Source organism: Paraburkholderia lebeckiae (assembly GCF_050436325.1).
In the GTDB taxonomy this organism is placed as follows: Bacteria; Pseudomonadota; Gammaproteobacteria; order Burkholderiales; family Burkholderiaceae; genus Paraburkholderia; species Paraburkholderia tuberum.
Genome location: NZ_JBNDLZ010000002.1, coordinates 2076004 through 2094282 on the forward strand (window position 1 = coordinate 2076004; position 18279 = coordinate 2094282).

General features: G+C 64.1%; 17 protein-coding genes and 1 pseudogene. 2 read left to right on the forward strand and 16 right to left on the reverse strand.

The features are described from left to right. Positions 1 to 37 precede the first annotated feature (37 nt). Positions 38 to 539 (reverse strand): annotated as a pseudogene (locus tag OKW44_RS12670) (aromatic-ring-hydroxylating dioxygenase subunit beta). Further along, positions 536 to 1819 (reverse strand): aromatic ring-hydroxylating oxygenase subunit alpha, encoded by a 1284-nt coding sequence (locus tag OKW44_RS12675; RefSeq protein ID WP_018424044.1) that lies wholly within the window; start codon positions 1817 to 1819, stop codon positions 536 to 538. Before OKW44_RS12675 ends, OKW44_RS12670 begins: the two are co-directional and overlap by 4 nt. A gap of 175 nt (positions 1820 to 1994) precedes the next feature. Between OKW44_RS12675 and OKW44_RS12680 the strand changes: the two genes are divergently transcribed. Continuing rightward, on the forward strand, positions 1995 to 2915 hold the full coding sequence (locus OKW44_RS12680) for a LysR family transcriptional regulator (RefSeq protein WP_018424043.1): 921 nt from the start codon (positions 1995 to 1997) through the stop codon (positions 2913 to 2915). 15 nt (positions 2916 to 2930) lie between these two features. Here the strand turns inward: OKW44_RS12680 and OKW44_RS12685 are convergent, their stop codons facing one another. The 14 genes from OKW44_RS12685 to OKW44_RS12750 all read right to left on the reverse strand — a co-directional run bounded on the left by OKW44_RS12685 (position 2931) and on the right by OKW44_RS12750 (position 17472). Then, positions 2931 to 3899 carry a PDR/VanB family oxidoreductase gene (locus OKW44_RS12685; RefSeq protein ID WP_018424042.1) on the reverse strand — a complete coding sequence of 323 codons (969 nt, stop codon included), beginning with the start codon at positions 3897 to 3899 and terminating at the stop codon, positions 2931 to 2933. A 119-nt stretch (positions 3900 to 4018) separates the two neighbouring features. Beyond that, positions 4019 to 5323, reverse strand: a complete 1305-nt coding sequence (locus tag OKW44_RS12690; RefSeq protein ID WP_018424041.1) for an MFS transporter — start codon at positions 5321 to 5323, stop codon at positions 4019 to 4021. Between the two features lie 69 nt (positions 5324 to 5392). After that, on the reverse strand, positions 5393 to 6169 hold the full coding sequence (locus tag OKW44_RS12695; RefSeq protein WP_018424040.1) for an enoyl-CoA hydratase: 777 nt from the start codon (positions 6167 to 6169) through the stop codon (positions 5393 to 5395). Beyond that, complete coding sequence (locus OKW44_RS12700; RefSeq protein WP_018424039.1) at positions 6166 to 7374, reverse strand: CaiB/BaiF CoA transferase family protein; 1209 nt, start codon at positions 7372 to 7374, stop codon at positions 6166 to 6168. Before OKW44_RS12700 ends, OKW44_RS12695 begins: the two co-directional genes overlap by 4 nt. Before the next feature lie 192 nt (positions 7375 to 7566). Further along, positions 7567 to 8469 carry a LysR family transcriptional regulator gene (locus OKW44_RS12705; protein WP_018424038.1) on the reverse strand — a complete coding sequence of 301 codons (903 nt, stop codon included), beginning with the start codon at positions 8467 to 8469 and terminating at the stop codon, positions 7567 to 7569. Positions 8470 to 8605: 136 nt separating this feature from the next. Then, positions 8606 to 9913 carry an MFS transporter gene (locus tag OKW44_RS12710; RefSeq protein ID WP_018424037.1) on the reverse strand — a complete coding sequence of 436 codons (1308 nt, stop codon included), beginning with the start codon at positions 9911 to 9913 and terminating at the stop codon, positions 8606 to 8608. Positions 9914 to 10083: 170 nt separating this feature from the next. Continuing rightward, positions 10084 to 11004 carry a LysR family transcriptional regulator gene (locus OKW44_RS12715; RefSeq protein WP_018424036.1) on the reverse strand — a complete coding sequence of 307 codons (921 nt, stop codon included), beginning with the start codon at positions 11002 to 11004 and terminating at the stop codon, positions 10084 to 10086. A gap of 49 nt (positions 11005 to 11053) precedes the next feature. Beyond that, positions 11054 to 11758, reverse strand: coding sequence for an EthD family reductase (locus tag OKW44_RS12720; protein WP_026226448.1), 705 nt, complete (start codon positions 11756 to 11758; stop codon positions 11054 to 11056). A gap of 2 nt (positions 11759 to 11760) precedes the next feature. Then, positions 11761 to 12282 carry a 4-hydroxyphenylacetate 3-monooxygenase, reductase component gene (gene hpaC / locus OKW44_RS12725; RefSeq protein ID WP_018424034.1) on the reverse strand — a complete coding sequence of 174 codons (522 nt, stop codon included), beginning with the start codon at positions 12280 to 12282 and terminating at the stop codon, positions 11761 to 11763. A gap of 20 nt (positions 12283 to 12302) precedes the next feature. After that, entirely contained in the window at positions 12303 to 13520 is a 1218-nt protein-coding gene (locus tag OKW44_RS12730) for an acyl-CoA dehydrogenase family protein (protein WP_035472151.1), read from the reverse strand. Positions 13521 to 13555: 35 nt separating this feature from the next. After that, positions 13556 to 14911: an MFS transporter gene (locus tag OKW44_RS12735; RefSeq protein WP_018424032.1), complete on the reverse strand. Its 1356-nt coding sequence runs from the start codon at positions 14909 to 14911 to the stop codon at positions 13556 to 13558. A 635-nt stretch (positions 14912 to 15546) separates the two neighbouring features. Beyond that, positions 15547 to 16065, reverse strand: coding sequence for a hypothetical protein (locus tag OKW44_RS12740; protein ID WP_018424031.1), 519 nt, complete (start codon positions 16063 to 16065; stop codon positions 15547 to 15549). 248 nt (positions 16066 to 16313) lie between these two features. Next, positions 16314 to 16793, reverse strand: coding sequence for a nuclear transport factor 2 family protein (locus OKW44_RS12745; RefSeq protein ID WP_018424030.1), 480 nt, complete (start codon positions 16791 to 16793; stop codon positions 16314 to 16316). A 13-nt stretch (positions 16794 to 16806) separates the two neighbouring features. Then, positions 16807 to 17472 carry a TetR/AcrR family transcriptional regulator gene (locus OKW44_RS12750; RefSeq protein WP_018424029.1) on the reverse strand — a complete coding sequence of 222 codons (666 nt, stop codon included), beginning with the start codon at positions 17470 to 17472 and terminating at the stop codon, positions 16807 to 16809. A gap of 123 nt (positions 17473 to 17595) precedes the next feature. Here OKW44_RS12750 and OKW44_RS12755 point away from each other — a divergent pair, with 123 nt between their 5' ends. Beyond that, entirely contained in the window at positions 17596 to 18246 is a 651-nt protein-coding gene (locus tag OKW44_RS12755) for a YceI family protein (RefSeq protein WP_018424028.1), read from the forward strand. The last annotated feature ends 33 nt before the right edge of the window (positions 18247 to 18279 follow it).

An 18279-nucleotide genomic window follows, 5' to 3' on the forward strand; every position in this document is an offset into this window, starting at 1 on the left:
TCGGCAAATAGACTTCGAGTGTCGGCATGATGACCGGTCAGAGCAGGAAGCCGATCGCGCTCAGCGCATCGGTGGAATCGATCAGGCGGATCACTTTCTCGACGAGACGCGGCTCGCCGCTCGCCATGCTGATCTTGTGCGTCAGATCGGCGGCGAAGATCGTCGACGTGCCGCGCTTGTACGCGATGATGATCTGCGACGACTTCACTTCGACCACGTCCGCGCTATCGCTCGCGAGCGTGAAGCGCGACACCGTGCGCACCGTGCGCGCGGCATCCGACGCGGATGCCGAATAGCCCGATGTCATGCGCTGCACGCGCAGCTCGCGCATGTGCTGATCATCGTATGCGTAGTTCAGCGTTGCCGCGTAATCGGTCGTGTTCGGATCGATCGGCACCACGTAGTGGCCCGCCGGGTCCCATAACTCGAGCCACTCGCGATAGTCGCGTCGATCGAGCAATTCGGCTTCGCGCCAGATGAACTCGATCGGCGCGCGCAAACGTCTGGTGGGAAAAGAGTGCGTTTCTGTCGTCCATCATGCCTGCTCCATCATTGCGCGCCATTGCCTGTAGGCTTCGCGCATGCCGGTTTCATCGGTTGCGTGGGCGGTTTTCTCGCCGTTCGCGGCGGTCGTTTCGCGATTCAGACCGCGATTGACGAGGATCGGTACGTCCGGTCCCGCATGCGAGCCGCGCTGCACGCGCTCCCACGCTTCGGCGTCGTCGGGACTGCCGAAGCCGAACGGGCCCTGGAAGTGCTCGTGAATGCGCAGTCGCACGCGGTTCGCTTCTTCAGGACCGCCGTCCATCGCGAGCGCGACGTGGCGAATCTCCGTTTCCTCGGCGGAAATCGGCCGCAGCACGCGGAAGAACGCCATCGACAGCGCGAGATTCGGGAACAGGTTCAGGTTGAAGCCGACGCCCATCAGCGAGCGAACGATGCGGCGCACTTCTTCCGGCGGGTGCTTTTGCGCAAGTTGCGCGGCGAGTTCGCTGAAGCGCTCGGGCAGCGGCGCGCCATCGTCGCGGTCCAGATCAACGATCTCGGGCATCAGCACCGCGAGGCTATGACCGTTGCCGAGCGAGCGGCAGAATGCCTGGTCGCTCGTCATGAAGCTGGTGATCGCGGCGGCGGTCTCGTCGTCGATCGACTTCATCCACGACTTGTGCACGACCGGGAAGTGGTACAGATCCGTCGTGTTTTCGAGCTGGATCTTCCAGTTGCCCTTGAACTTGAACTTGTGCTCGCCGTTGGCCTTGATCGGATAGCCCGCGCCCTGCTTCATGAACAGGTCGATCCACGGCTTCGCGCCGCCGAGGAAGTCTTCGAGCGGTTCGATCGCTTCGTTGAAGCTCGCGAAAATGAGGCCTTGATAGACGCCCACGCGCAGCTTTTTCAGCGGCAGATCGCCCTTTTCGCATACGCCTTCGTAACCGTCGCCGTACGGCAGAGCGCGCAGCGTGCCGTCGAGCGCATAAGACCAGCTGTGATACGGGCACGTGAAGCCCTTCGCATTGCCCTTGTGCTCTTCGCACACGGTCGCGCCGCGATGCCGGCAGCGGTTTTGCAGCACGTTGACCGCGCCGCTCCTGTCGCGCACGACGATCACCGGCTGCCGGCCGATCGTCGTCGTGATGAAATCGCCAGGCTTCGGCAGCTCGCTGTCATGCGCGACCCAGATCCACGTCTTGTAGAAAACGCGCTCCAGTTCGACTTCGAACAGCTCGGGATCGTAGTACAGGGAAGGCGCGATGCGATCGGCCTCGGCGCGCCTGGCTAAAGCGCTGGTGTCGATGGTTTGATAGGTCGGCGTACTCATCGTATGCGGGGGACGGTTGCGTGGTTGGAATGAAGACGCACATCGACGCGACGAGTCGCGTGCAACACATCAGCGCATCCTCTCGTTGACATCAGTCTCGCTTTGCGACGATCATGCGTCAAATCGATTAAAAACAGGTTGCCGAATAAGTTCGGCTGATATCACAAGAGACCCCATGACCTCCATCGACCACGTCGATCTCAATCTGCTGAGAGTGTTTCAGGCGATCGTCGAGGAGCGCAGCCTGACGAAAGCGGGCGAACGCCTCGCGCTGTCGCAGCCCGCGGTTAGCTACTCGCTCGGCCGTCTGCGCACGATGTTCGACGATCCGCTCTTTATCCGCACGCGCGCGGGTATGCAGCCGACCCCCGTCGCGCTCGAGCTCGCGGAAATCGTTGGCCACGCGCTCGACACCGTGCGTCAGGCGCTGCGTTACGCGGAACGTTTCGATCCGACGACGAGCACGCGCACGTTTCGTCTGTCGCTATCGGATGCGGGCGAAATGGCGTATCTGCCCGCGCTGTGCGCGGCGCTGCAGAAGTCCGCGCCGCGCGTGAAGCTGGTCGTCGAGCCATTGCCTGTGGAGGAGATCGAGGAGGCGCTGCGTTCGAGCCGGCTCGACTTCGCGATCGGCAATCTGCCGTCGCTGCTGCCGCGCACGCGGCATAGCCTGCTGTTCGAGGAATCGTATGTGTGCATGACGCGCAAGCGCCGCGACCTGCCGAGCGGTGACACGCTGAAGCTCGACCGGTTTCTGACCGCGTCGCACATCCAGGTGCGCTCGCTCGAACATAGCCACCATGCGCTCGACGATGCGCTGCGCGCGCAAGGCGTCGGCCGCAATATCGCGTTCGCGTTGCCGCACTTCGTCGCGGTGCCTGGCGTGCTGGCCGCGACGGATCTGCTCGCGACGCTGCCCGAACGGCTCGCGCATATCCTCAACCGCGGCGACGCGTTCCGGATCTATGCACTGCCCGTGCCACTGCCGAAGGCCGCCGTGACGATGCACTGGCACGAGCACTTCCACGAAGACGAAGGCATCGCGTGGATGCGCGGCCTCATCACCGAGATCCTCGCGGGATTCGAGAAAATGTGATGGCGCGCAGGTGAATCAGAGGTCGAGCACGAGCACGGGGGTTCGCGAGCGCGACACGCAGCAGCAGATCACGCTATTGCTTGCACGCTCGGCCTTGCTCAGGCAGTGATCGCGATGCTCGGGCTCGCCGCTGACCACATCGACCATGCAGGTACCGCACACGCCTTCGCCGCATGACGTGTCCACTTCGATACCGATCGACGCGAGCGCGTCGACGATCGACGTGTTCGCATCGACTCGCACTGTCTGACCGCTGCTCGCCAATTGCACGTCGAAGCTATCGAGCGATGCTTCGGCCACGGGAGCCGGCTCCGCCTTGAAACGTTCGAGATGAATCGCCTCCGCGGGCAAGCGTTGCTGAGCGCTCGCTACGACAAAATCCATGAACGGCGAGGGACCGCACGTGTAGACATGCGCGTTCGCGCCTGCATCGAGCAGGCACGCATCGAGCGCGGGTTTCAGCTCCTCGGGCTGCACGCCGAAATGCAGCTTCACGTGCCGTGCGAACGGCTCGCGCGTGAGCAGCGTCATGAAGGCCGCGTGCGCCTCGCTGCGGGCGAAATAGTGCAGCGTGAAGCGCGCGTGCCGCGCGGCGAGCCGATAAGCCATCGACAGCAACGGCGTAATGCCGATGCCCGCGCCGATCAGGATGTGCTCGTCCGCACTTTCTTCGAGACGAAAAAGGTTGCGCGGCGCGCCGACCGACAGCTCGGTGCCGACGCTCACCTCTTCATGAAGCGAGCGCGAGCCGCCGCGCGATTGCTCCTCCTTCTTCACCGCGAAAATCTGCGACTCGATACATTCCGGGTCGCCGCACAACGAGTATTGCCGCGTGACGCCCGAAGGACTCGTGACGTCGATATGGGCGCCGGGTTCGTAGCGCTCGAACGGCAGCCCATCGAGCCGCGAAATGCTGAACGAGCGGACCCCGTGCGCTTCTTCGCACAAGGCGTCGACGCGGACTTTCAGGGTTGAAGCTTGCATGATTGCCTTCCGATGTATTCCTGGGGGACGATATGCCGAGACTAGCGCCCCGCATCGGATAAGCAAAATAGATTAAAAAACCGTGCTTGCATCAATACGATTTATTTTATGCTGAAGTGTCAAGCGCCCGACAGCGCGTCCTCCTTGCGTTGCGATTCGCTGCGCGGCTGCGTCGCGTCATTCGAAAACGGTATGTTCGGTTTCATGAAGAAGCTCAGCACGATGCCGAAGAGCATCACGCCGATCGACAGTACGAACGTCAGATCCCAGCTGTGCAACCGGTCGGCGACCAACCCGGCGATGACTGGGCTCACGATCGCCGCAGTGAAGCCGGTGCCGCTCATGATGCCGCTGGCCGTGCCGGAGCGGTCGTAGGCGACGTCCATCGGGATCGCCCACATCGGGCCGATGTTCATTTCGTTGAAGAACATCGCCGCGCCAAGGAAGATCAGCGAAATCATCGGATCGTGCAGCAGCACGACGGGAACCAGCGACAGCGCGGTCAACGCCATGCACGAGGCCACCAGATAGCTGCGCGCAAGCTTGACGTTGCCGGTCCTGCGCAACAGGCGGTCGCTCACCATGCCGCCGACGAGATCGCCGATCACGCCCGCCACGAATACGCCCGAGGTGAACACCACGGCCTTCTTGATGTTCAGGTGGAACGAATGCATGAAGTACAGCGGCATCCAGTCGAGCATCAGCCACAGGATCCAGTTGTAGCAGAAGTACACCGCCGAGATCGGTGCCATGCGTTTATACAGGCGCATCCACGTGCCGCGCGGATCGACCGGACGCGTCTTGGGAGGCGGCAGTTTATCGAGTTCGGCGCGCGTGATGCGCGGGTGATCGACGGGACGCTCCGTGTAGGTCAGATACCAGAGGACCAGCCAGACGGCGCTCATTGCACCGAGCAGATAGAACGAAAGGCGCCAGTTGAACGCGGTCATCAGCGTGAGGACCAGCATCGGTGCGATGGCGTTGCCCAGCCGCGCGGACGAGTGCGTGATGCCCTGTGCCATGCCGCGCTTGTCACGGGCGATCCACGAGGCCATCGCGCTGGTCGAGGCCGGAAACGTCGCGCCTTCGCCGAGACCCAGCAGCAGGCGCGCCGCGATCAGCGAAGTGAAACCGCCCGCCATGCCGGTCAGCGCGGTCGCCACGGCCCAGATTGCGGCACATGCAAGCAGCGTGCGGCGCGCGCCGAAGCGGTCGCTGACCCATCCGCCGACAAACTGGAAGATCACGTACGGATACGCGAATGCCGAAAAAATGATGCCGAGCTGCGTATTGCTGAGGCCGAGCTCGCTCTTGAACTGCCCCGCTGCCGTACTGATGTTGACGCGATCCACATAGGTGATGAAATACATCAGGCACAGCATCACCAGCACGGTGGTGGTGGCCTTCAGCGACAGGCGTTTCATGTGTCGTCCTCCAGACGCGGTTTATTTTTTGTGGTGAAGCCACGCGATTGCGCGTGCGATCCGGGACGCTCAGCCTTTCGGCGTTCCCGAGCCGAAGGCCGCGACGGCGTCGCGGAACCGCTGGCTGCCGTACACCTGCTCGACGAGATCCTCGTCTGCGAGGCTTTGATCGATCACGATGCGCCGCAAGCTCTCCTTGACCGCATGCTGCGTCACGGGCGATAGCGCAACGAGCCGCTCGGCGAGCGCGCACGCCGCGTTGCCGACCTGTTCCTTCGCCGTGACGTCATACACATAGCCGCACGCGTGCGCTTCGGCGGCACTGAGGAAATCGGAGAGCAGCAGCATCTTCTTCACGCGCGGCACGCCGAATGCCGCCACGAGCCGCGCGAGATTGCGTGACGACAGCGTGTTCGATAACGTCTTTGCGATCGGCGCGCCGAAGCGCGAGCCCTCCGCACAGATGCGGAAGTCACACGCGGTAGCGATGGCGAGTCCGCCACCCACGGCCCAACCGTCGATCGCGGCGACGGTGGGCACCGCAATGCGTTCGACCGCGTCGATCACCTGCTCGACGAGCGCTTCGTATTCGACGCCCTGCGAGCCCGCCGTAAAGTCGCGGAAGTAGTCGATGTCGGTGCCCGAGATAAAGGACTTGCCGCCCGCGCCGCGTAGAACGATGCAACCTGCGGTTTCGTCCGCGCGGCATCGGTCGATCAATGCCAGCAAGGTCTCGTACATCGGAATCGACATCGCGTTGTGCCGCTCGGGGCGGTCGATCACGATCTGCGCGACCGACTCCGTCAGACGTTCGAGCCTGACTTTCTCACTCGTCGCTTCGCTCATTTCGCGGCCCCGTTGATCTCTGCGTACAGCTCGTCGTTGTGCTCGCCCAACCGCGGCGGATGGCGTCGCACGCGCTGCGGCGTACCGAGCATCTTGACCGGAAAGCCGATGTTCTTGACCTTGCCTTCAACCGGATGGTCGATCTCCATGCACATGCGGCGATACTGCGCATGTTCGCTGCCGAAGGCTTGCGGATATGACAGGATCGGTCCGGCGGGAATGCCCGCGGCCAGCATCGTCTCGATCCATGCCTCGCAGTCGCGCTGGCCGAACGACTTCTCGAGCGATTCGATCAGCGCCTCGCGGTTCTTCAGGCGCAGCGAAACGGTCTCGAACTCGGGATTCGTCAGCAGATCGGTCCGCTCCAGCAGTACGCAAAGACGCGACCACAGCTTCTGGTTGGTTGCGCCCATCACGAAGTAACCGTCGCGAGCCTTCACGGCCTGGTACGGCGCGCTCATCTTGTTGCTGGTCCCAAGCGGTGTCGGCTCGACACCCGTTCCCCAGTAATCCGACATGTCCCAGATCGAGAAGGCCATCGCCGAATCGAACAGCGACGCGTCGACGTGCTGCCCCTGCCCGGTTTTCTGTGCGCCGATATAGGCGGAAAGCACGCCGTACACGGCGAACAGCGCGCAGCCGATGTCGGCCACCGGCACGCCGGCTTTCACGGGCTTGCCGCCTTTGTAACCGGTCACGCTCATCACGCCGGACATCGCCTGTGCCATCAAGTCGAAGCCGGGACGTTGCGACCACGGGCCGCTCTGACCGAAGCCCGAAATGCTCGCATAGACGATCTTCGGATTGATTTCACGGATCGTCTCGTAGTCGATCCGCAGCCGCTGGACCACGCCGGGCCGATAGTTCTCGACGATCACGTCGGCGGTCCTGGCCAGCTTGTAGAAAAACTCGCGCCCCTCATCGGTCTTCAGGTCCAGCGCGACCGAGCGCTTGTTGCGGTTCATGTTGAGAAATCCCATGCTGTCCGGGCCTTTCATCTTGAAGCCCATGGCGCCGCGCGTCTGGTCGCCTTCGAGGGGTTCGACCTTGATGACGTCCGCGCCGAGATCGGCGAGCATCATGCAGGCGAACGGGCCGGCCATCACCTGGCTGACGTCGAGCACGCGGATGCCTTGTAGCGGCAAAGGCCAGTCGTTCGTTTCCGCGTCGTCGCTGGATGGTGTTTGGGCGTGGCTTTGCGTCATGTCGTCTCCTGTTTTTCCTGCCGGGCCGCTGTCGCGCGGCCGGCCGTTGCAGCACCGTGTTGGCGTGCGTCAACTGTCGCGCACGCGAGGGTGCCGCCGCAAGAATGCGACGGTCATACCTGGTTTCGCAAAAGACGAAGGGGGTGCTTTGCAATTGAGGGCGTCGAGCGCAGGAACTGCTGCGCCCGCGCTTCAGCGGCCGGCCACGCGCCGTCCGGCCGTGAGCGCGGCTTCGACGTTGCGCAGCGTCTGCGCCTGCGCATGTCCTTCCACGCAAGACAGTACGTAGCTACGTTGATGCCAGTCACCCGCGAGCTCGACGATGCCGAGGCCGTCCTCGGGATGGAAGCTGCGCAACACGTCGGGCGGCATCAGACCCACGCCGAGCCCGTGCCGCACGACGGCGAGCATCGTGTCGAAACCATTGACGAGATAGTCGCAATCGAAGCGGCGGCCGCGGCTGTGAAACGCGCGCTGCACGGCGGCAAGGATTGCCGAGCCCTTGCCGAGGCTGACGAGCGGAAGCTCGAGCAAGGCGTCGAGCGTGACCGGCTGCGGATCAAGATGGAAATGTGCGCGGCTATAAACGAGCACCAGCCGGTCCTCGCGATAGCGCATTTGCGGCAGATCGAGAAAGCCGCTCTTCTTTTCGTAGATGCCGATGTCGATCATCTTGTCGCGCAACATCTGCTGCACGATGCGGCTGTTCTCTTCGACGATCTTCAGCGAAATGCCCGGATAGGCATTCCGGATCGCGGCGATATCCGCGGCGAGAAACTCGATGATCACGGCTTTCGGCGCGCCGATCACGATGCGTCCGTCGAACCCGCTCACGAGTGCCTGCGCCTCGCTCGCGAGCCGGTCCACCAGCGTGTCGACCTGCTGCAGATAGCCGAGCAGCTTGCCACCCGACTCGGTCATTTCCACGCCGTGCGGTACGCGCCTGAAGAGCTTCGTGCCGAGTTGCTCCTCGAGATCCGACACGCGCCGCGACGCCGCCGCCACCGCGAGCCCCAGCCGGTTGGCCGCCCGCGAGATGCTGCCCTCTTCGACCATCGCGACGACGAGACGAACGGTGGTGGTGTCGACTTTCATGCGCTGACATGAGGACCGGGTCTTGGGGGAGTGCCATGTTACCGCACTCCTTTACCTCAGACTGCGCGGGCCAAAGCGAAGCCTTCGCGCGATACACGTCACCGCGCGAAGGCTTGCACGCCAGGCAGGCGAAGCATTACGGCTGACGCGTTTCGTGCGTGAACTTCAGCGTGACGACGGTAACGAGACCGAGCAAGATCAGGAACACGGCAACCGGCCAGTAGGCCTGGTAGTGCGCGAGCAGCGCGGTCGCGATCAGCGGCGACAGGCCGCCCGCGAAGATCGACGCGACCTCGTGACCGAGCGCCACGCCCGAATAGCGGACTTCGGTGCTGAACAGTTCGCCGACGAGCGCGGGCAGCGTGCCGATCATCGCGCCGTGGCAGACGGCCGTGCCGAGCACGAGCGCGAGCCAGATCAGCGGCGTGGATTGCGTGTTGAGCAGCCAGAAGAACGGAAACGCCATCACCGCGAGCGACACCGCGCCGATCATATACACCGGCTTGCGCCCGACGCGGTCCGACAGCTTGCCCCACGCGAGCATCGCGCCCATTTCGACCACCATCGCGAGCATCACGCCGGTCAGCATCACCGAATTCGAAATGCCGACGAACTTGCCGTACACGAGCGAGAACGCGAGAAAGATATAGGCGCCGCCGTTTTCCGCGACCCGCAGACCCATCGCCATCAGGATCTCTTTCGGGTGACGCTTGATCGCTTCGAGCACCGGCATATGCGCGGTCTTGCCGGCTTTCTCCGCGTTCTCGAAGTCGCGGCTCTCCGGCAGGTTGTGACGGATGTACACGCCGAGCGCGAAAATCACGATGCTCGCGAGAAACGGCAGACGCCATCCCCATGACATGAACTGATCGTGAGGCAGCGCTTGCGCCGCGAGGAACGCGCCCGCCGACAGCACGAAACCGCCGCCCACGCCGAGCTGACTCCACGCCGCGAAATAGCCGCGTTTTTCGGGCGGAGCGTTCTCGCTGATCATCAGCACGCCGCCGCCCCATTCGCCACCTGATGCGATGCCTTGCAGCAAGCGCAAGCCCGCGAGCGCCGCGGGGGCGGCCAGACCGACGTGCTCATAGGTCGGCAACAAACCGATGCCGAAGGTCGCAAAGCCCATGATCAGCAGCGTCCAGACGAGCGACGCGCGGCGTCCATAGCGGTCGCCGATATGCCCGAACACGATGCCGCCCAGCGGACGCGCGACGAAGCCGATCGCAAACGCGGCAAACGCCCCGATCGTGCCGATCAGCGGGTCCGCGTGCGCGGGAAAGAACAGTTGGCCGAGCACGAGCGCAGCCGCGGTGCCGTACACGAAAAAGTCGTACCACTCCATCGCGTTGCCGGCCACCGACGCAATGATGATTTTCCTGAGTGCGCGATTCGACTCTGCCGTGGCGCGCTCGGCCGTGATCGGGGATTGAACTGAGGACATGTCTGCTCGCATCTGAATGGGGGGAGTGCGGCCTTTCAGAAAAGGCTTCGCACGATACGCAGTGTCGAGGCGACAGGTAGTGGCGTCAAATTAGCCGAAAAGCAGGGCGGGTATCAGTACAGCTAATATGCCCGGCGTTCCCGGGCACCCGCGGGCAAGGTCACGGGCGCTCAGCGTGCCGGCTGATGAAACATCGTATGGATGGTCTCGCGCAGCCACGCGATGCCGGGGTCCGCCGCGAACTGCGAGTGGGAGTGCACCTGGATTTCGATCGGCGGCAGCGGAAACGGCAGCGGCAGAATCCGGAACGCCTTGCCGCGGTTGAAGCGCTTCGCGATGCTTTTCGGAAAGATCACGGCAAGATCGGTATTCATCACGATCTCGGGCGCGACGACGAAATGCGGCAGCCGCAGCACGACCTCGCGCTTCAGGTTCAGCTCGTCGAGCCATTGCTCGACCATCCGATGCCCGGTCGCATTGGTGCTTGCGTACACGTAGCGTAGCGCGGTCAGATCTTCGCGGCTCGGCCTCGTCTTGCGCAACGGATGACCGGCGCGCACCACGCACACGTGCTCGTCGACGAACAGCGTCTGGCTCACGCAGCCCGCGTCGAGACCCGGCACATAGCCGAGCGCGAGATCGACTTCGCCGACGCGCATCGCCGCGCTGACCGACTCGACCGGCACATTGGCAACCTCGATGCGGATGCCGCGAGCTTCGCGATCGAGCAGCGCGACGAGCGGGGGCAAGAAGTAGAACTCCGACATGTCCGACATCGACACGCGAAACACCCGTCGCGCGGTCGACGGCTCGAACTTCGCCAGCTGCTGCACGGCTTCGTTGATGATCGCGAACGCTTGCGCGAGCGGCGGATAAAGGCGGTACGCGGCATCGGTGGGGACCATGCCGTTGGGCGTGCGCGAAAACAGCGGGTCTTCGAACAGAGTGCGCAGGCGGCGCAGCGCATGACTGACCGCCGGTTGCGTGAGACCGAGCCGATCGCCGGCCGCCGTCAGACTGCGCAGGTCCCAGATCGCGAGGAACACGCGCAGAAGATTCAGATCGGCGATGCCGGGATTCAGCTTGTTCATGGGCAGCTCTCGCAAACCAAGGCATGTCGCTGGCCGCGCGACGCGCCGCTCAATATGCGGCGAGGTTACCGTAGATGCTGCGCATTGCAAAATGCGGCGTCGCCCCGCTGTACGGCGGCAGCGCGTGGAAGTCGCGGTGCATCGCATCGCGCACCGGCGACGCGAGCGCATCGGTGAGCGCGCTCGCATCGTCGAACACGACCTTGTTGCGTTGCATCGCGCTCGCGCGCGCAAACGGCAAACCGCTGCGGCTGTCGATGCGCGTGTAGATCTCCATTTCGCGCAGCGCCGGCAATTGCAGCATCAACGGCGGATGATGCGCTAGATAGTGCGTAAGCCACGCGTTGAAGTCTTGCGCGACGCCTTCGTATGCGACCAGATAGGTGCAGCGTTGCGCGTTGTCTTCGACCGACGCAGCCTGCGGTGGCGCGAAGATGCGCACGGCCATCACCTGCTGCGAGAAGCTTCGCGGGCTGAATTCGGCGCGCATGGCCGAATGCAACGCGTGCGCGATCGCGCCGTCAGGTTCGAGCGCGGCTTCAAGCGGCTCGAGTTCGTCGAAGTACCACTGCAGCACGCACGACGGCGCATCGGCCGCCGGCGCGATACGCGCATCGACCTGTCCCGCGATCGGCTCGTGCACGATCAGCTTGCGCAGCCCCGCGACTTGCGTGGCGGCCCGCAGCAGCGCGGGCGGGTCCGTGAGCGACTGCCGCGCGTCGCTCGTGCCGATCAGAAAGAGACAGACCTGCATCGTCATGCCGCCTCGCAAGCCGCGACACCGGCACGCACAAGCCGGTGGAACTGCCTGCCGAAGTACACGAGGCCATCGCCGTCATCGCGCGTGGCGATCCGGTCGATCCGCACGAACATCACCGAGTGCGAGCCCACTGTCCTGCTGTCGACGATCTGTCCTTCGAGGCTCGCGAGCGCGTCGCCAAGCACCGGAGCGCCGAGCGCTCCCGGCTGCCACGCGCATTGATCGAAACGCGCGTCCATCGAACAACCCGTCATGCCCGCGAACACGCGCGCCAGGTCCTGGCAGTGCGCGCCAAGGATGTTGATGCACAGGTTCGCGTTTTCGTGCATCACGTCATGCACATAGCTCGATTGATTGATGCACACCAGCATGGTCGGTGGCGTATCGGTCACCGAACAGACCGCGCTCGCGGTGATGCCGCAGCGCCCGCGCGGACCATCGGTCGTGATGATGTTGACGGCCGCGCCGAGGCAAGCCATCGCGTCGCGGAAGTGCGTGCGCGTTTCGTCGTGTGTCATGACAGTCGCTCCTACGTCGCTCAGGGATAGGGCGTGACCGGCGGTATGCCGACGAACAGCGCGCCCGACGCGTCGTAGGTGCCTTCGCCGAGAAACGCGTGCTGCGTGACGACGATCGAATCGCGCACCATCCGCTGCATGCGGCTCTCGCGATAGATCGCACCGATGCCAGCCATCTTGTACGCCTGCATGACCACCTCGGCGCACGTATGCGCGGCATGCGTCGCGGAGAGCCGCAGCAGATTGGCCTCGCTGGGCGACACGGGGTCGCCCGCCATGACCGTGCGCCACGAAGTTTGCGCCGACTCGAAGAAGAACGCGCGCGCGCTGCGCAGATTCGCTTCCGCCTGCGCGAGACCCGAGCGATAGTACGCGCGGTCGGCAAGACGCGGCGCGCCGGTCGTCGTTCTGGTTACGCCGGACATACCGGCCAGCAGGTCGAGCGCCGCGCGCGCGAGCCCGAGGTTCACCGCCGCATGCACCTGCGCCTGATATGCGACGGCGGGGTAGCGGTAGAGCGGCTCGTCGATCAGCGGCGCACCGCCGCGCACGAAGGTCCATTGCTCGTCGACGAACTTGTTTTTCAGGCGCAGATCGTGGCTCCCGGTGCCTTGCATGCCGACCACGTTCCAGTTGTCGACGATCTCGACTTCGCTCGCCGGAAACACGGCCGTGAACGGCTTGCCCGCGTTCGCGTCGCCGACCTGGCCCGGCGCGCCACCGATGCCGACGCCGATCCAGTCCGCGCCCTTGCAGCCGCTCGCGAAACGCCATTGACCCGACACGACGTAGCCGCCGGGCGCACGCTCGGCCGGTTGCAGGGGATACAGGCCGCCCGCGAAAACCTGGTCTGGACCGGACGCGTAGATGCGGGCCTGAGTCTCGACCGGCAGCGACGCAAGATACGTGTTCGCGGAGCCAAAGGCCGCGACCCATGCGGCCGAACCATCGGCGATCGCGATGCGTTCGAGCATCGCCAGAAACTGTGGCGGCGGCAGCGCGTCGCCGCCGAAGCGTTTCGGCGTGCTCGCGCGGAAGATGCCCGCGAGCTTCATCTTCACGATCATGTCGCGCGGGACGTGTGAAACCGCATCGAACTCGTCGCGGCGACGCTCGACTTCGGTGATCAGGTCATCGAGCGACAGCGGGCCCGTGTATTCGGGGTAGTCCTCCTGCGTGTCGATGATGGGTGCGTCGGCAGTGCAAGCGCGGGCGCTGGCGGTATGAACGGCGTGCATGCGCGTTACCTCTTGAGTCAGTGATGTGAACGATGTCATTCGGTTTCCTGATGCGCTTCGATGCGCATCGCTTTCGGATAGGTCTCCCGGGCGAGCAGCGTCGCGATCACGGTGATCACGCCGAGCACGCCGAGGTACAGAGCGACCGGCGTCGCGCTGCGATAGTGCGCGAGCAGCGCCGTGGCGATCATCGGCGACAGGCCGCCGCCGAGCACCGAGGAGATTTCGCGCCCGATGCCAAGCCCCGAGAAGCGCAGATGTACCGGCAACAGTTCGCTGATGAACGCGGGCTGCGCGCCTTCGAGGATGCCGAGCGTGAGGCTGTTCGCCAGCACGAGGGCCGTGATCACTTTCCAGTATTCGCCGGAGCCGAGCAGCGCAAAATACGGCCATGCGACGAGCACCAACGCAATCGAGCCGGCGAGATACACGGGCTTGCGTCCGACCTTGTCGGTCAGGTAGCCGAAGAACAGCGAGAACGGAATCATCAGCAGCATCGAAAGAGTCAGGCCGCCGAGGATCCAGCTCGATTTGATGCCGAGGAACTGGCCATACGCGATCGAGAACGCGAAGAAGATGTACGACGCACCGCCTTCGCCAAAGCGCAAACCGAAGATCGTCAGCACTTCACGAGGACATTGCCGCAACACTTCGATCACTGGCATGCGGGTGTCGCGACGCGTTGCCTTCGCTCGAACGAACGCGGCGCTTTCGCCGACCGAGCGGCGCATCCACAAGCCCAGTGCGACGAGCGCGGCGCTGCAGAGGAACGGAATGCGCCAGCCCCAGCTCAGGAAATCGGCAGACGACAGGTTCTGCACCAGCAGGAACGCCCCGGTCGACAGCACGAAGCCGAGCGCCGCGCCGCACGGACTCCATGCGGCGAGCGCGCCGCGCTTCGATTGCGGCGCGTTCTCATGGATCAGCAGGATGCTGCCGCTCCATTCGCCGCCCGCGGCGAGCCCCTGCACGATGCGCAGACACACGAGCAGCGCCGGCGCGGCGAGGCCGATCTGCTGGTAAGTGGGCAGCACGCCCATCAACATAGTCGCCGTGCCCATCGCGAACAGCGTCAGCATCGTCACGAGCTTGCGCCCGTAGCGGTCACCGAGATGTCCGCACAGCACGCCGCCGATCGGCCGCGCGATGAAGCCGACCGTGAAGCCGCCGAACGCGGCGATGGTGCCGGTGAGCGGATCGCTGCCCACGGGGAAGAACAGCTTGCCGAATACCAGCGCCGCGGCCGTTCCATACAGGAAGAAGTCATACCATTCGAGGATTTGACCCAGCACGGCGGTCGTGACCGCGCGTCGTACGCCGCTCGTCGCGGCGGCGGATCGGCGTGATGCGAGCGGGGCGCTCAGATCGGAATTCACGGCGTCAGAGTTCATGGCTCAGGGAGAACGAAGATTGAGGTTCCCGCATGACGATGGCTCTACGCAGCGGGGCGAATCACATCCGGACGACATGGCTGCACGATATGAGCGGCGATAAACGCGGTCAAATTCGGGCCAAAAATGGTCGATATGAATGGCGTGCATGGGCGAGGCCCGGATCGACCGACGCGCGAATGGTGAGGAGTTCCAGGAGGTGGCACTACGGTGAGGGTTTTCGGGAGCAGTGGGCGGGATGCGCGACGGCTCACGCGGTGTGCGTCGGAACGGCGATGGGGATGAGGTGCGTCGAAGCGCGCAGCACGTGCTTCGCTGGCTTCAGCGTTGCGGTGAACGATTGCGTTTCGGACCAGCGAGCGCGGAGCGCGTCGGTGTCCAGTGCGCGAAAAACACGCTGGAATGCAGGGCTAAAAGTTGAAGCGAGCCTGTTGAGGTGAGGTCTTGCAGGATGGTGAGGATTTCCAGGAGTCGAGAGAACGACGCTTTGTGCGCCATGGTGAGGAGTTCCAGGAGGTCGGCCCCGCATTCGAGACCTCGCGCTCGCGGCAATTGCTCAATCCGGGTAGAACGGAAGCCTTTGGCTCCCGAAAAACCTCACCTGAGGGCGATCGCCCACGTTGCTTGGGGCTCCGTCAGAACTTTACCTTCAGCTGAAAACCAATCGTAAAGGGCAGATTGTCCGATGGGATCGGCGGAATGACGATGAAGTTCGCGCCGACGCGCTTGTATTCGAGCATCACGATCGGCGCGACCACCGGGCCGATCGTGTGATTGCTACCGAGACCCCAGTTGCCGTAGTTATAGCCAGAGATGATCCCGCCGATCGCCGCGATCCGAACGATGCCCCAATGCGCGAACTCCGGCGCCCACACGCCGCCGCCGTAGTAGGACGGCCGACGCAGCGAGTTGCGAAAGCCGCCGACCGTCAGCGCCCACTGGTTGTTCAGCCAGCATTCGACGCCAAGCCCGGGATTGAACTGCTCGAAGTGCGTATCGGGATCGGGGTTGATGTGATACGAGCCGAGCATCGCGTCGACCCATACACCGCCGTCACACCAGTTGCCCGCGTGCGCCGCGGAGACCGCCGCGAAGCTGGCGAAAAGCGCCACCGCGGCGCGCCGGATATTCTTGTTCATCTGCCTGAAGTGCATTTCTTCTCCGTCACCGGTCGAGCGCCGGTGTCATGGTGTTCTGGCGATCCGCGTGCCGCCCGTCGCGCACTGTACCTGAAGCCGTGCGGTCGATGTTGAGACTCGCTCGGCCGGCCGGGCACGCGACGTGCCCCCGCAGCCGGAACCGCCACGATAACGGAGAACCGATGGCGCCGTGATGAACAAGCGGTGAAGAAGTTCGCGGCGCGCATCGGGTGCGCCGCCGTCGATGAATGTGGTGGGAACGTCTACAGACCGAGATCGGACAGGCTGGGGTGATCGTCGGGCCGCCGGCCGAGCGGCCAGCGATACAAGCGGTCGGCTTCGCGGATCGGCAGATCATTGATGCTTGCGTGACGATGCGCCATCAGACCATGCTCGTTGAACTCCCAGTTCTCGTTGCCATACGAGCGGAACCAGTTGTTCGAATCGTCGTGCCATTCGTACGCGAAGCGCACCGCGATGCGATTGTCGGTGAACGCCCACAGTTCCTTGATCAGCCGATAGTCGAGCTCCTTCGCCCACTTGCGGCGCAGAAAGCCGACGATCTCCGCGCGGCCATGCACGAATTCGGCGCGGTTGCGCCACACGCTATCCGTCGCGTACGCGAGCGATACGCGCTCGGGTTCGCGGGTGTTCCAGGCATCTTCCGCGGCCCGCACTTTCTGGATCGCGGTATCGCGAGTGAATGGCGGCAGCGGCGGGCGGGCTTCGATCGTATCGGCCATGATGGTTCCTCGGTCAGGTTATGGTGCGCCGCGATGGCGGCCGTTTGGTTGCGGCGGGTTTCGCTGCCGTATCGAGCAAGGTCTTGCCAACCGCCTGCGCGTCGAGCGCCGCATCGGCTTCGCCGCTCACGAGCGCCACCGCGATCGCGCCGTCGAGCAGCACGAGCCATTGCCGCGCGAGCGGCGCCGCGCGACGCGCATCGATTTCGGCTTCCACGACGAACGCGTCGCATTCGGCACGCACGAAACCGAGCAGCCGTGCCTTGTGTTTGCGCGCGACGACGCGGATCGGATCGTCGGCGGATTCGATTTCGCCGGCCGCGTTCAGAAACGCGCAGCCATGAAAATCCGCCGATGCGAACCACTCGCGCAGCACGTCGAACATGCCGAGCAGGCGTCTGCGCGCGCCCTTGCCGCGCCGTTGCGTGCCGGCGATAAACCAGTTCATCCAGCGCTCGTCGCGCCGTTCGAGCGCGGCCGCGATTAGCGCATCTTTCGACTCGAAATGCGTGTAAAAGCTTTTGCGCGCGGTGCCGGACTGCCGCACGATCGCATCGACGCCTGTTGCATGGATGCCGCCGACGTAGATAAGCGCCTCGGCGGCATCGAGCAGGCGTTCGCGCGCCGTGCCGGGCTGGGCCGCGTCGTTCGGGGCAGTCGGAATCGTTTCGTGTGTCATGGACGAAAAGGTAGAACGATCATTCTCCCTCGTCAAGTTTTTCTTCGCCCTGCGGCACTGTGGGTGCGCTTGCTGCTATCTTGATGGCGATCGCTTGATCATCGTTCAACCGGAATCGCTTCGATGAAACCATCCTCCGTTCGCACCGCGTGGGTACGCGCGCTGCTCGGCGCAACGCTGCTGGGCGCGGTGGCCTGCACGCCGATCCAGGTGCTCACGCATTCGGTCAGTCAGAACGAGGCGCGCGTGCCGCCCGGACGCTACGACATCGATCAGGACCATACGAGCATCACGTTCGATATCGATCACTTCAAATACACGCGCTTTACGATGCGTTTCGATCGCAAGCAGGGGGAACTCGACTGGAACGACGGCGGCCTCGACCGCAGCACGGCGTCGGTCGCGATCGACGCCGCGAGCATCGACACGAACGTGCCGCTGCTCGACAAGATGGTGAAAAGCGACAGCATGCTCGACGTCGCGCGCTATCCGCAGATCCGCTTCGCGAGCACGCGTTTCGAGCGCACCGGCGAAGCGCGCGGCACGCTGAGCGGCGATCTGACGATCCGCGGCGTCACGCAGCCGGTCACGCTCGACGTCACGTTCAACGGCTTCGCGCCCGACCCGCTGACGAAAAAGGACACGCTTGGCTTTTCCGCGGACGGTCATTTCAGCCGCGCGAAGTTCGGTCTATCTACCTGGTATCCGGCCGTCGGCGACGATATTCACGTGCGCATCCAGGCCGAGTTCGTGAAAACGCCCGCAGGCGCGTAAGCGCGCTGCGGGCGTCAGCGTTCAGACGGTGAG